This is a genomic window from Thiohalophilus sp. (assembly GCF_034522235.1).
In the GTDB taxonomy this organism is placed as follows: Bacteria; Pseudomonadota; Gammaproteobacteria; order UBA6429; family Thiohalophilaceae; genus Thiohalophilus.
The window spans coordinates 1-14,528 of sequence record NZ_JAXHLN010000002.1 but is presented as its reverse complement, the minus strand read 5'-3'; the positions used below and the strand labels follow the sequence as shown (position 1 = coordinate 14,528).

12 protein-coding genes are annotated in these 14,528 nt (G+C 55.7%); 5 read left to right on the top strand and 7 right to left on the bottom strand.

Annotated features, from left to right (window positions below):
* Window positions 1-213: 213 nt before the first annotated feature.
* The 3 genes from U5J94_RS00230 to U5J94_RS00220 form a co-directional block, all read right to left on the bottom strand.
* On the bottom strand, window positions 214-966 hold the full coding sequence (locus tag U5J94_RS00230) for an MBL fold metallo-hydrolase (RefSeq protein WP_322563636.1): 753 nt from the start codon (window positions 964-966) through the stop codon (window positions 214-216).
* Window positions 967-1,032: 66 nt separating this feature from the next.
* On the bottom strand, window positions 1,033-2,016 hold the full coding sequence (locus U5J94_RS00225; protein WP_322563635.1) for a hypothetical protein: 984 nt from the start codon (window positions 2,014-2,016) through the stop codon (window positions 1,033-1,035).
* 25 nt (window positions 2,017-2,041) lie between these two features.
* Window positions 2,042-2,536 (bottom strand): DUF302 domain-containing protein, encoded by a 495-nt coding sequence (locus tag U5J94_RS00220; RefSeq protein ID WP_322563634.1) that lies wholly within the window; start codon window positions 2,534-2,536, stop codon window positions 2,042-2,044.
* A 283-nt stretch (window positions 2,537-2,819) separates the two neighbouring features.
* Here U5J94_RS00220 and U5J94_RS00215 point away from each other — a divergent pair, with 283 nt between their 5' ends.
* Complete coding sequence (locus tag U5J94_RS00215) at window positions 2,820-3,035, top strand: c-type cytochrome (RefSeq protein ID WP_322563633.1); 216 nt, start codon at window positions 2,820-2,822, stop codon at window positions 3,033-3,035.
* Between the two features lie 11 nt (window positions 3,036-3,046).
* Window positions 3,047-4,336, top strand: a complete 1,290-nt coding sequence (locus U5J94_RS00210; protein WP_322563632.1) for an NAD(P)/FAD-dependent oxidoreductase — start codon at window positions 3,047-3,049, stop codon at window positions 4,334-4,336.
* A gap of 215 nt (window positions 4,337-4,551) precedes the next feature.
* On the opposite strand, the gene U5J94_RS00205 is transcribed toward U5J94_RS00210, so the two are convergent.
* From U5J94_RS00205 to U5J94_RS00190, 4 genes are all read right to left on the bottom strand, one after another.
* On the bottom strand, window positions 4,552-6,516 hold the full coding sequence (locus U5J94_RS00205; protein ID WP_322563631.1) for an alpha-amylase family protein: 1,965 nt from the start codon (window positions 6,514-6,516) through the stop codon (window positions 4,552-4,554).
* Between the two features lie 57 nt (window positions 6,517-6,573).
* Window positions 6,574-7,335 carry a M90 family metallopeptidase gene (locus U5J94_RS00200; protein ID WP_322563630.1) on the bottom strand — a complete coding sequence of 254 codons (762 nt, stop codon included), beginning with the start codon at window positions 7,333-7,335 and terminating at the stop codon, window positions 6,574-6,576.
* 157 nt (window positions 7,336-7,492) lie between these two features.
* Window positions 7,493-11,203 (bottom strand): methionine synthase, encoded by a 3,711-nt coding sequence (gene metH, locus U5J94_RS00195; RefSeq protein ID WP_322563629.1) that lies wholly within the window; start codon window positions 11,201-11,203, stop codon window positions 7,493-7,495.
* Window positions 11,204-11,428: 225 nt separating this feature from the next.
* On the bottom strand, window positions 11,429-11,845 hold the full coding sequence (locus U5J94_RS00190) for a hypothetical protein (protein ID WP_322563628.1): 417 nt from the start codon (window positions 11,843-11,845) through the stop codon (window positions 11,429-11,431).
* Between the two features lie 221 nt (window positions 11,846-12,066).
* Here U5J94_RS00190 and U5J94_RS00185 point away from each other — a divergent pair, with 221 nt between their 5' ends.
* The 3 genes from U5J94_RS00185 (at window position 12,067) to U5J94_RS00175 (ending at window position 13,877) form a co-directional block, all read left to right on the top strand.
* Window positions 12,067-12,735, top strand: a complete 669-nt coding sequence (locus U5J94_RS00185) for a tRNA 2-thiocytidine biosynthesis TtcA family protein (RefSeq protein WP_416224138.1) — start codon at window positions 12,067-12,069, stop codon at window positions 12,733-12,735.
* A 290-nt stretch (window positions 12,736-13,025) separates the two neighbouring features.
* Window positions 13,026-13,211, top strand: a complete 186-nt coding sequence (locus U5J94_RS00180) for a hypothetical protein (RefSeq protein WP_322563626.1) — start codon at window positions 13,026-13,028, stop codon at window positions 13,209-13,211.
* Between the two features lie 135 nt (window positions 13,212-13,346).
* Window positions 13,347-13,877, top strand: a complete 531-nt coding sequence (locus U5J94_RS00175) for a hypothetical protein (RefSeq protein ID WP_322563625.1) — start codon at window positions 13,347-13,349, stop codon at window positions 13,875-13,877.
* The last annotated feature ends 651 nt before the right edge of the window (window positions 13,878-14,528 follow it).

Here is a 14,528-nt window from a genome sequence, read left to right as displayed (position 1 = left end):
ATCCCCTCGCAAACAACTCAAGTAATCGCAATACGGCAAGTACTGCATGACGCTGTGGAGTGTATCGGTCTGCGAGTGCGTGATTTGAGGGAAAATCCGTCCACTTTGATCCAGATCAAACTGAACGCCATTCGTAAAAATAGATGGAATAATTTACCTCAGCAGGCGTCCCGAATATCGGATCACCCGGACTTTAATCGGTGCTGCCGCGCCTCAGCCCTGATCGTGCCGATCGCAGGGTGCCCGGTACTTATCCGGCACATTTTCCGGGCAGGCGCCGCACTGTTCGTTACCGGGGACGGCAAAATCGATCTTGCGTGGATAGGGCAGATCCATATTGTTCATAATCTCGACAAATTCATCCAGGCTCTTGTTGTTGCCCAGTCGCGGATTACGAATCTTCTCCTGTGCGATGGTGGTGACAAAACGGCCCTCATAATCGTGGCAGGGATAAACCAGAGTCTCATCCGGCAGGGTAAAGAATTTGTCGTGAATACTGCGATACAATGTCGCCGCATCACCGGATTGAAAATCGGTCCGGCCACAGGCTTCGATCAACAGGGCATCACCGCTGAACAGCATCTTGTGCGTACCGTTATCGATCAGATAGGCATGATGATGATCCGTATGTCCCGGCGTATACAGCGGATGAATCTCGATACTACCGAGACGAAACGGTTCTCCCTCCCTGACTCCGATATCGGTACAGGGTAGCTGGTCAATGGCCGGGCCGACGATTCGGCTGCCGGTCAATTCCTTGAGCCGTTTGGCACCGGTCAGATGATCGGCGTGTACATGGGTATCCAGGGTGAAGTCCAGCTCCAGGCCCAGATCGTTCAGCAGTTTCAGATCCCGCTCCACGGTATCCAGTACCGGATCGATCAATGCGGTTTTGCCGCTGTCCGGACAATGCAGCAGATAGGTATAGGTCGACGAGTCCGGTTCAATCAGCTGGCGAAATAGCATCAGCACTCCTTACAGTCGTATCAGTTCCAGTAATCTGTATAGTCTTTTTCAAATCGGATTCAACAGTTAATTTTCAGACTTCGAATCATTGTGCACAGCGATTCGTTTGATCACCTGCTCGTTCAGTTGTTGCAGCACCTCTTCCCTGCCGGGGGTGATATGTTCGCCTGTCAGCCACTGCAGTTCATAAGGTTCACGCAGGGAGGCGTGCAACTTGGCCACACTGGCGGGGGGATATGCTGTATCGCCACGCGAATTAATCACCACCACCGGGCGCGGCGAGATATTTCCCACCCAGCGTTCCGGCTTCAGGTAGTCGGTTGCGGTGATAAAGCCGAGCACGCTTGCTGCCAGCGTTCGCAATGGCTCAAAACGAATCCGGTCGCGCAGACGATACTGATAGATGGCCCGCGGATCGGCCGCCCCCTGGATCAACCAGACGCGGCTGAAACGCTCGTCCAGAGCGCCTGGCACACTGACAAAAAACGCACCGAAGCTGACGCCGACCAGCTCTATCTGGCGGGTGTCCACATACGACTGTCGGGCCAGATACTCGAGGGTGAGCATGATCGCCGGCGGTGTATCCAGAACCGCCTGCTGGATATCGTCCAGATTCCACAACAGATCCAGGCCGGCAAAATGTGTTTTACCGTGATAGGGGTAAGAGAGTGAGGCGATTACGACGCCGCCGGGATCCCGCACCAGTTCTGCCGCCTCCCGGCCTGTGCCATAGCCCCCGAGCAAAATCACCAGCGGACGCGGTTCATCAACATTCTGTGGACGACGCACCGTCACCTCGACCTGCAACCCCGAGGAAGCGCGCAGAGTCAGGTGTCGATAGTCCGAGTTGTCGGCCTGCCAGCGACGGGTAACGTCCACAGTCTCGATATTCCCCCGGCGCTGCGCAAATCCGGCACTGGGATCGCCGAGCACCGGCCACGCCAGCCACAGCGACGGAATCACCAGCCCCCCCACGATCAGCGCCACGATCAACCATTTTGCGCGAGAGGGTCGATCCCGGTGCCACAGTCCACGGCGAGATAAATTCATAGCCTTATAACAACAGATATCCGGTTTACAGGGCGCCCTGGGCGCCTGCCTGCATGATATCCATCAGCGCGTCACGTACCCGCGTCGCCTCGGTCTTGAGCTCCTCGCTCAATGTGGTGCTCTGCAACATCATATCGAGGTTCATCATCACCAGCCAACCCTGGCCGTCTTCATCTTCAACCAGCGCGATACGACAGGGCAGGTAAGCGGCAAAGTGGATATTCTCTTCCACCATGCGCTGCGCCGTGAGCGGATCGCAGAACTGAAAGATCTCCATACGCCGCGCATCCCGACCCATGGCTTCCACCTGTTTCGACAGCGGCAACTCGGCAACAAGGCCCATATTGTGGATATTGGCACGCAGCTTCATCGAATCGATCGCCTCGTCCATGCTGATCCCCTCTTCCAGCTGCATTTTAACGACCGTCTGTTCCAGTTTGACGTCGGGGGCGTCCGCCGCTTTTGCCACAGACAACGCAAGCAATCCGACGGATAAGAACAATAGAATAAGTCTGTTCATTCATAACTCCTTGGCAGCAATGGTCACTGTCACAGTATTTAACTACATTACCTGATGCTAAACCTGTCGTCATCCTCAAAACGGATCCTCGATCACCTTTCCATTATCCGGTTAATGGTCTAGATTTTAACAAAGTTGCCTTTTGACTTACTTGCCCGGTCTTTGACCGACTATGAGGAGATAACCGATGTTTCGTCTACGTTTACCTGCGGTCTTACTATTCACGGCCGCATCATTCTCTGTTTCGATAACTGCCCCGGCGGCTGAAATCAGCCAGGGTACCATGTTGAGCAATTCCTGTGCCGCCTGTCACGGCACCGACGGCAACAGCCCCGGCGCCATCCCCACTCTGCACGGCAAATCCGCCGCGTTTATCGACCGCGCCCTCAGGGAGTTCCGTTCCGGCGAGCGCGAGTCGACGGTCATGGGACGCCACGCCACCGGCTACAGTGACGAAGAGATTGCGCTGATAGCCGAATACTTTGCCGGCTTGAAATAGGAGTTGCCATCATGAACAGTATTAATCGTAGACAGTTTATCCAGTTACTTGGTGGCGGCAGTGTCCTGGCCTCCTCAATCGGCCTTGTCGCCTGCTCAAAACAGCCCAGTGCCTCCGCCCGGGTGGTGATTGTTGGCGGCGGTTTCGGCGGTGCCACCTGCGCCAAATACCTGCAGCGCTTCGACCCCGATCTTGATATCACCCTGGTCGAACCCAAGCAGAAATTTGTCACCTGTCCCTTCAGCAATCTCGTTCTTGGCGGAATGCGTGAGATGAACAGTATCAGTCACAGTTATGACGCTCATACCAAACGGGGTATCAAGGTACTGCACACCAGCGCACGCGAGATCGATCCAGCGGGCAAGAAGGTACACCTGGCCAACGGCAAGACACTGGAATATGACCGGCTGGTGGTCTCTCCCGGGATCGACTTTCGCTGGGAAGATGTCGAGGGCATGAGCTCCGACGATGTCGAAAAGCTGCCTCACGCCTGGAACGGCGGCCCGCAGACCGTCACCCTGCGCAACCAGCTGACCGCCATGCCCGATGGCGGCACCGTCATCATTGCACCACCGGCCAACCCGTTTCGCTGCCCACCAGGGCCCTATGAACGGGCCAGCATGGTTGCCAACTATCTGAAACAGAACAAACCCCGCTCCAAGGTATTGATCCTGGATGCCAAGACCAAGTTCTCCAAACAGCCGCTGTTCATGCAGGGCTGGGAACAGCTTTATGGCGACATGATCGAGTGGGTCAGCGGGGATGCCGGCGGCCGCATCAGCCGGGTCGATATCGCCGGCAAAACCCTCTATAACGAGCTTGGCGAGGCCCATGCCGGAAGTGTGGTCAACCTTATCCCGCCACAGAAGGCCGGCAAAATCGCCCATGACGCCGGACTGGTCGACAGTTCCGGCTGGTGCCCGGTGGATCAGCGCACATTCGCATCGACCCAGCATCCGGATATCCATGTCATCGGCGACGCTTCGCTGGCGGGGGCCATGCCCAAATCGGGTTTCGCCGCCAACAGCCAGGGCAAGGTCTGCGCCGCGGCCATCGTCTCCGCGCTGCACAACACCACCATGCCTGAGCCCTCCTACGTGAATACCTGTTACAGCCTGGTCGGTCCCGACTACGGCATCTCGGTCGCCGCGGTCTACCGCTATGCCGAGGATCAGGGTATCTACAAGGTGGACGGCTCCGGCGGGGTCAGCCCCGCGGATGCGGATGCCGAATTCCGGCAAAAAGAAGCCCGCTACACCCGCGGCTGGTACGCCAGCATCACCAGCGATACCTGGGGTTAAAACAGGGGCGAGGTTCCAGGGGCTAGTTTCTAGTCTCCTGGAACCTGATGCCCTGACTGCACGCCGGCTTGATGCCACTGCCAAAGTCACTTTGAAATCGCGATGTCAGGTAACGCTACGCGTAACCTGACCTATCCACTTTAATTCAACATTAAAAATTAAAAATTCAACATTGCAGTTCTTTCTGCCAACTGCCATCTGCACACTGCCAACTTTTATGCCCCTCTCGACAACACCAGTATCTGATACGGCGCCATCACCAATTCTCGCGTAGCTGTGATGGTATGGCCCCCGAACAGATCGACCATGGTCTTGCGCAATCCCAGCATACGCAGGCGGCGAGCCTCCAGCTTTTGCTCATGCTCGCTGAAATTGGCCAGAATGAACACGCTGTACTGATTATTACTGCGAAAGAAACTGAACACGTGCTTGTTGCCGCTGTCGGTAAACTCGGTTTCTGCGTTATCGAAGGCCGGGTTTTGCTGGCGTAACTGAATCAGACGCAGAATGCCCTGATAGATTCGGCCGGTGACACTCTGGTTATCCCCGCGTTGCTCGGCCAGTTCCCAGTCAAAGGCGGAGCGGTGCAACCAGCGGGTATCTCCCAACTTGGTGTTATCCTGTTCATAATCCTGATTGTTCAGCGTGCCGATCTCATCGCCAATATACAGCAAGGGAATACCGCCCAGCGTGACGATCACGCCGTGCAATAACAATATACGCTTTATTGCCAGTTCGATTTCCGCCTCATCCTTTTCTTCCAGCGCTTTATCCAGGCCGCACAATGAGGCAGAGGTCCCCGAAATACGCGCATCACCGGTCTGTTTGTTCTCCTGAAACGGTGCTCCGCGGGCGAAACTGCCCGGATAACGGCCGGTATAGAAGTCTGTCAAAAAGCGCCGATGCTCGCCGGGATCGAAATCCACCGCGATGACATCCTCATCGGCAAATGCCCAGCCGATGTCGTCATGACTGCGGACATAATTGATCCAGGCACAGCCGGCGGGGATGTTAAAGTCGTCCTTCATCGCATTGAACAATACCCGTACATCACGGGTCGCCAGCGCCTCCCACAACAGCGCCATCAATTGCGGATGATAAGAGAGTGGACACTCTTCAACGCCAATATATTTTTTTACTTCATCGGGGTGCACAATTGCCTCCGACTTGAATACCATCGCCGGTGCCGCAATACTGGCGATGGCATTAAAAGCCTGGATAACCCAGTGCGCTTCGGGCAGATTCTGACAGTCTGTACCCAACCGCTTCCACAAAAACGCCACCGCATCCAGGCGCAGGATCTCGACCCCCTGGTTGGCCAGAAACAGCATCTCTTCGAGCATTTGGTTGAACAACGCCGGGTTCTCGTAATTGAGGTCCCATTGATAATTATTGAACGTGGTCCAGATCCACTTTTTTATCCGGTTACGATAGGTAAATGCACCGGGATGATCCTCGGGGAATATCTCACCCATGCTGCGCTCGTAGGCATCCGGCAGGGCGCGATCCGGATACATGCGGTAATAGGCCTGATAATCCGCGTCTCCCGCCAGGGACGATTTGGCCCAGTCATGTTCATCCGAGGTGTGGTTCAAAATGAAATCCAGCACGAGAGAAATGCCGTGATGTCTCAACTCGGTCGCCAGCGCCTGCAGATCCTCCATCGTACCAAGCGGCGCATATACCTCACGGTAACTGCTGATCGCATAACCGCCGTCATTGTCCCCTTCCGGCATTTTGAACAACGGCATCAGGTGCAAATAGGTAATCCCCAGTTCGGTCAGATAGGGGATCCGGGCACGCAGATTTTGCAGGTCGCCTGCAAACAGGTCCACATAACACATGGCCCCCACCATGCGGTTGGACAGATACCATTCGCGATTGACTTCGCGCATGGCATCCAGCGCCCGCAGTTCATCCGGACGTTGTGACCACATACGAGTGGTGGACTTCAGGATATTCTCGAGATGATAGAAAAAATCGTATTTCTCACCGTACAGCGCATACAGGCGTTCGAACAGGCCGGGGAAATGGCGCTTGAGTCGCTCCACGTAACCCTCCCATTCCGCGCTGTCTACCTGCTCCTGAAACCCGGCTTCCAGGCGCGGCAACAGACGCGCGAGCGTGGTGGCGCTCTCTTTCTGTAACCACAGGGGATCAATATTACGAACCGTGTTCACGCCGTCTCCAGTTCTTTAGCTGTCTCCTGTTCACTATATGCCACAGGACGACGCATTTTAAGTATCCAGCGGATTCTGTCGATAAAATAGTTGCAATTGCCGGTATACGCCCGGATAGGTATCACGAAGCACCGCCGGGCGCTCAAAAAAGACCTCACTCAGCACGGCAAAAAACTCGGCCGGTGCTGTGGCCGCATAGTGATCGATAGGGGTGGGTTTGCCGTGCGCAATACGCTGGCGCAGATCCGCATAGGCGGCACTGAACACCTCGTTCCATTGGACAGCGGACATCTCCCGATGCAGGGGCGGCATGCCATTGGCCACGCCGTTTTGCATATCCAGCTTGTGGGCGAATTCGTGAATAACCAGATTGTGACCGTCGATTGCACCACCTTCCAGGGCGGCATCGGCAGACAATACCACCGGTCCTCGCTCCCAGGACTCGCCATTCAACGGCGCCTTGACCCGGTGCACTATGCCGTACTCGTCCATCTCGCTGTGCATCGGTGTAAAGCCGGCGCGATAAATAACCACCGAAACCCAGCCGTCGTACCAGTCGCGCCCCAGATTCAGGATCGGCAAACAGGCTTGCAGGGCGATCACCAGCTTTAATTCATTGGTCACCATCAGATCGCCGGCGCCTTCCAGCGACTTGCCATGCAAAAAAAGAACGGCAAGTCGTCGCAATCGCATCTTCTCATCGCCACTCAGTCGATCCAACAATGGCAATCGTTCAAAAGCGCTTCGCCATTCGGATTCGCTGTAGGGCGCGCGCCGGATGATACGTTGCTCCCGCCACTGTTTGAGAAAGTTCAACATAAAATGCGATCAACTCGTGCAAGAATAAAAATGATATCGGCTTTGTCGGTGATTCTGATTGCAGGCGTCATACTATAAAATATGATCCGATACCCAAACAAAAAAGCCAGTGCATCGCTGCACTGGCTTTTTTCTTGGCAGGGGGTGTCTGTCCCGCTCAGTCGGCGTCATAACCCAGGCTTTGACCCAGCCAGCGTTCGACCTCGGCCACGGACATGCCCTTGCGTTTGGCGTAGTCTTCGACCTGATCGCGGTTGATCTTGCCGACCCCGAAGTAGCTGGACTCGGGATGACTGAAGTACCAGCCACTGACCGCCGCCGCGGGCCACATGGCCATGGAGTCGGTCAACTTGACGCCGGTATGGGTCTCGGCATCCAGCAACTCCCACAACTTCAGCTTCTCGGTATGTTCCGGGCAGGCCGGATAGCCGGGAGCCGGACGGATCCCCTGGTACTCTTCGCGCACCAGCTTGTTGCTGTCGAAGTTTTCGCTCTTCAGACCGTAATCCGGCGTCCAGTCGCTGGGCTCGTAACCCCAGTTGATATGCCGCATGCGATCATGCATGTGCTCGGCAAAGGCCTCGGCCAGCCGATCCGCCAGTGCCTTGAGCATGATCGAACGATAATCGTCGTTTTCCTTTTCGAAGCGCTCGATATGCTCGTCGATGCCCAGCCCGGTGGTTACAACAAAACCGCCGATATAATCCGGCTTGCCACTATCTTTGGGCGCGACAAAGTCGGTCAGACAGCGGTTGGGTTTACCCGGCGGACGCTGGGTCTGCTGACGCAGATGATTCAGGGTCATTTTGACCTTGTTGCGGGAATCATCCTCGTAGACCTCGATGTCGTCATCGTTGACGCTGTTGGCCGGCCACAGACCGACGATGGCCTTGGCCTTGAGCCAGCGCTCTTCGATGATCTGATCCAGCATCTGCTGCGCATCATTTAACAGTTTCTTCGCCTCGGGGCCCTTGTCGGGATCATCAAGTATCTTCGGATAGGAACCTTTCATCTCCCAGGTGTGGAAGAAGGGCGTCCAGTCAAGGTAGGGGCGCAGGAACTCCAGCGGCATGTCATCGAATACCTGGATACCCGGCTGTTCGGGAACCGGCGGGGTATAGTCGGGCCAGTCGATCTTGGTCTTGTTGGCCCGCGCCTCTTCCAGGGTTACCCAGTTGGTCTTGGCGCGGCGCCCGGCATGGTTCTCACGAACCTTGTCGTATTCAGCACGCAGTTCGGTAACGAATTTTTCCCGATGCAGTTCACTGATCAGATTCTGGGCCACACCCACGGCCCGCGAGGCATCTTTCACCCACACGGTCGGGGCGTGATAGTGCTGCTCGATCTTCACGGCAGTATGCGCCTTGGAGGTAGTGGCACCGCCGATCATCAGGGGAGTATCGAAACCGTTACGTTCCATCTCCTTGGCCATGTGCACCATCTCGTCCAGCGACGGGGTGATCAGGCCGGACAGACCGACGATATCCACATTCTCTTCTTTGGCTTTTTTGAGAATGTCATTGGCCGGAACCATGACGCCCATGTCGACCACTTCAAAGTTGTTACACTGCAGTACCACACCGACAATGTTCTTGCCGATGTCATGCACGTCGCCCTTGACCGTTGCCATCAGAATCTTGGCATCGGCCCTGGCGCCCTCTTCCTTCTCGGCTTCGATAAAGGGGAACAGATAGGCCACGGCCTTTTTCATCACGCGGGCCGATTTGACTACCTGGGGCAGGAACATCTTGCCGTCGCCGAACAGATCGCCGACCACATTCATACCGTCCATCAGCGGGCCTTCGATCACTTCCAGTGGCTTGTTGAATGCCTGACGCGCCTCTTCGGTATCGTCATTCACATAGGCGTCGATACCCTTGACCAGCGCGTGTTCCAGTCGCTTGGCCACCGGCCAGCTGCGCCATTCCAGATCTTCTTCCTTCTTGGCGCCGCCGCTGCCATCGCCCTTGTACTTGTCGGCCAGATCCAGCAGACGTTCGGTGGAATCGTCACGTCGATTGAGCACCACGTCTTCCACGGCCTCACGCAATTCTTCGGGCAGATCGTCATACACGGCCAGCTGACCGGCATTGACGATCCCCATATCCATGCCCGCCTTAATGGCGTGATACAGGAATACGGCGTGGATCGCTTCGCGCACCGAGTTGTTACCGCGGAACGAGAACGACACGTTGGAGACGCCGCCACTGATCAGCGCATAGGGCAGGTTGTTCTTGATTTCGCGGATTGCCTCGATAAAGTCGACGCCGTAATTGTTGTGCTCCTCGATACCGGTCGCGATAGCGAAGATATTGGGATCGAAGATAATGTCTTCCGGCGGCATGCCGATCTGCTCGGTCAGAATCTTGTAGGCACGGCTACAGATCTCGACCTTGCGTTCCTTGGTGTCAGCCTGACCGGTTTCATCAAAGGCCATGACCACCACGGCGGCGCCATAACGGCGGCACAGTTCGGCCTGACGAATGAATTCTTCCTCGCCCTCTTTCATGGAGATGGAGTTGACCACCCCCTTGCCCTGAACACACTTGAGGCCGGCTTCGATAATGTGCCACTTGGAGGAGTCGATCATTACCGGAACCCGGGAGATATCCGGCTCGCTGGCGATCAGGTTGAGAAAGGTCACCATGGCATGTTCGCCATCGAGCATGCCTTCGTCCATGTTGACGTCAATGATCTGGGCGCCGTTCTCCACCTGTTCGCGCGCCACATCCAGCGCGGTGTCGTACTGCTCATCCAGAATCAGACGTTTGAACCTGGCCGAACCGGTCACGTTGGTCCGTTCGCCGACGTTGACGAACAGCGAGTCCTTGTCGATGTTGCACGGTTCCAGGCCACTCAGGCGGGTAATGTGTTTATCTTCGGGGAGCTTGCGCGGCTCATAGGGCGCAACCGCCTCGGCAATCGCCTTGATGTGTCCCGGTGTAGTGCCGCAGCAACCACCAATAATATTAAGAAAGCCGCTTTTGGCCCATTCCTCGATCTGCTCGGCCATTTCTTCGGGCGACTCGTCATACTCGCCGAATTCATTGGGCAGGCCCGCATTGGGATGGGCATTGACATGACAGGTGGCGATACCGCTCAGCTCTTCAATGTGCTGACGCAATTCGCCGGCACCCAGCGCGCAGTTGAAACCGAAGCTGATCGGCCTGATATGCCGCAGCGCATTATAGAACGCCTCGACAGTCTGACCCGACAGGGTACGGCCGGACGCATCAGTGATGGTCCCGGAAATCATCACCGGCAGGCGCTTGTCTTCATTACCAACAAAATAGCTGTCGATGGCAAACAGTGCCGCCTTGGCGTTGAGGGTGTCGAAAATGGTTTCCACCAGAATCAGATCCACGCCGCCGTCGACCAGGCCACCCAGGGCCTCGGTATAAGACTCGACCAGTTGATCGAAATTGATATTGCGGAAACCCGGATTGTTCACATCTGGCGAAAGACTGGCGGTACGGTTGGTCGGGCCCAGCACCCCGGCCACGAAGCGTGGCTTGTCGGCGGTGGCCACCGCTTCGCAGGCTTCGCGCGCCACTTCGGCGGAGGCCTTGTTCATCTCGTAGACCAGCTCTTCCATGTGATAGTCGGCCATGGAAATGGAGTTGGCGTTAAAGGTATTGGTCTCGACGATGTCGGCACCGGCTTCGAGATAGGCGGTGTGAATATCGCGAACGATCTTGGGCTGGGTCAGAGACAACAGATCATTGTTGCCTTTGACATCGGATTGCCAGTCAGCGAAACGCTCGCCGCGATAATCTTTCTCTTCGAGTTTATAGGTCTGGATCAGGCTGCCCATGGCGCCGTCCAGAACGAGAATACGTTGCTTTAAAGCTTCTTCAAATTGACTCATAACTAATTCTTTTAGCCGTTGTTAATTGACTGAAATGCGTAAAAAATAGGAGAACACGCGGATAAGAGCAAAGCAGTATACCAGAAAACAGGGGCCATCTCTATTTCCCCCGATCATGGTAAGGATGCTATCTGCCTGAAAACAGTGAAAATCACGCCGTTATAGCGCTATAACGCGACCATTATGTCGTCTATGCGACAACCCGACGAAGGCGAAAACAGCCAATCAGCCTGTCAATTTAGTCAAGACGAGTAATTCACGATAAAGCAGTAACAGCGCAACTAGAATCAACAACATGCCAAACATGCGCGCTGACTTGCCTTTTATCACACGCACGGTAAACGGCGATCGGGTTCTGGCCGGTGGCACACGCAAAGAAGCGATGATGCGCCAGCCATACCAGAGGAAAAACAGTATGGGCAGCATACGCCACAAACTGTATACATAGCCGGTCAGTTTTTTCTTCTCTTCCGCCAGCGCCATCACCCGATAAGGATCGGCCGCTTCCGGATCGGGGACAAGTAAAAAATCGATCAGCGGCTGCAAACCAATCGCGATCAAAAAATAGACGGCGATGATCAAGGCGAGGTTCAGACGCAGTGGCTTGTCGCCATATTCAAACTCTGGTTCTGGTTCCTGCATGGGTACAAGATAACATATCCACTGCCTGGCCGAGCAGCGGCAACGGACCACAAGCCATATATATGGTGATCCACCCGAAGGCGCGTTACACTAATATTGTTATGTCGAGTCCTGTTTCAGCCGCCAGCAGCGAAGTTTCATCCCGCCCCGACAGTGCGCCACTTCTGAGAGCCCCCAAGGCGATCCTGCGGCCGGTGGGGCGGGCCATCGCTGATTTCAACATGATCCGCGAGGGCGACCGCATTCTGCTGGGCCTCTCCGGCGGCAAGGATTCCCTGTCGCTACTTCACATCCTGCGCCACTTGCAGCGCCATGCGCCGATTCGCTTTGAGCTGGCCGCCCTGACCGTGGACCCGCAGATCGAGGGCTTTCACCCGGAGACGCTCAAGGATTATCTGGCACAGCTGGGGATTCCCTACTTTTTCGAGAGCCAGCCGATCGCCGAGAATGCCAAAAGCCAGATGAAGAATGACTCGTTCTGCGCCTATTGCTCGCGCATCAAGCGCGGCATTATGTATGCCACTTGTCGGCGCGAAGGCTATAACGTACTGGCCCTGGCCCAGCATCTGGACGATCTGGCCGAAAGCTTCCTGATGTCGGCCTTCCGCAGCGGCCAGCTGCGCACCATGAAGGCCTGCTATACCAACCGCGAGGGCGATTTGCGCATCATCCGGCCGCTGGTCTATGTGCGCGAACGGCAGACGGCCGATTTCGCCCACCAGCAGATTCTGCCGGTCATTCCCGACTCCTGTCCGGCCTGTTTCGCCATGCCCACTGAGCGGGATCACATGAAACAGCTGCTGGCGCAGGAAGAATCCCACAACAAGCAGCTTTTCAAGAGCCTGATGACGGCTATGCGCCCCCTATACTCAAAAGACGAGGCGAAATAGCCTTTAATATCCCACACAAAGAATATTTTTCTGAAAAACGCCTCATTTTCCCAAAGTACCGTAGAAGTGGGAAAAATTATTCTTTAATAGCGGCGTATTAAAATTGTAGTGGGAGTAAATACCCTTACCCTGAAAACGGAAATGTGACAAATTGTGAATTTATTCACATTTCTTTTATCACGGCGCTATGATTACCAATAAGGTCACCAGGCACCCCAACATGTTGGGATGTATAAGCCGGGATGTTCTCCAAATGTGTAACACGATGAGCCTGTCGGGAGGTGTGTCAGATGAAGCACGTCAAACGTGAAGCGCCAACGATGGTCCAGTGTGGCGAGGGCTGGTGTATTGAAACACCGGCCGGCATGGAAGGCCCGATGGACAGCCGACAGGATGCGGCCGTTTACCTGAACCTGCTCAACCGGGTGAATGCCGCCCGCAATGAACTGGCCTGCCTGGATTGCGAGGCTCCGTAACCGGTACCCGTATCACCCCCCCCCCCCACTGCCTTGTCCGGTTCGCCCGCCCGAGCGGGCCGAACCGGCCACAAGGAAAATCCTGTACGCTACAAGGCGTGCAGGATTTTTATTTTTCCGTTTCGATAACAACGCATGCGTGAATTTCTGCTGTTGCTGCTCGCCCGTCTGCCCCTGGTGGTGCTGCACAGCGCCGGCTGGGTGAGCGGCCAGCTGTTTTGGCTGTTGCGGGCCAAGCCGGCGCGGATTGCCCGGCGCAACCTGGACGTTTGCCTGCCACAATTGAGCAACACAAAACGCCGCCAGCTGGCGCGCAGCAGCCTGATTGCCACCGCCCGCACCCTGCTCGAATCCTTTCGCCTGTGGCACGGTCCGGCTGATCGGGTCATCAAACTGGTCCGCCGCGTCGAAGGGGAACCCACCCGGCTTGCCCATCAGCATCAGGCTCCGGTGCTGTGCGCCTGGGCCGAACGCCTGCCGCGCGCACGCGGCTTTGTCCTGCATTTCGAACCGCTGGATAACGCCATCGCCGGCCCCGATCCCGAACAGGGCAGCGCCATTATGAACCGCGAACTGGAACGCCTCATCCGCCAGTGCCCCGAACAATACTGGTGGAGCCACCCGCGCTTTCGACACCGCCCCGAAGGCGAACCGCCGATCTATTAGCTGACTCTCTGGGAATTAACGCGGAGGGCGCAGAGTCGCAAAGACGCAGAGAAGAACAATTAATAGGGTTTAAACAGACCTACAAGTCCCTGTGACGCCATCAACTATTGGCGAAGTGCGATAATAAATTTTCTTTCTCCGCGCCTCTGCGTTATCCATCGTGTTCTATCTCACTTCACTGAGCAGCTGGTCGATCATGCGCTGGGCCAGAAAGGCGAGGAGCCGATCTACTAGCTGCCTCTCTGGAAATCAACACGGAGATCGCAGAGTCGCAAAGACGCAGAGAAGAACAATTAATAGGGTTTAAACAGACCTACAAGTCCCTGTGACGCCATCAACTATTGGCGAAGTGCGATAATAAATTTTCTTTCTCCGCGCCTCTGCGTTATCCATCGTGTTCTATCTCACTTCACTGAGCAGCTGGTCGATCATGCGCTGGGCCAGAAAGGCGAGGAGCCGATCTACTAGCTGCCTCTCTGGAAATCAACGCGGAGATCGCAGAGTCGCAAAGACGCAGAGAAGAACAATTAATAGGGTTTAAACAGACCCACAAGTCCCTGTGACGCCATCAACTATTGGCGAAGTGCGATAATAAATTTTCTTTCTCCGCGCCTCTGCGCCTCCGCGTCCTCTGCGTTATCCATCGTGTTC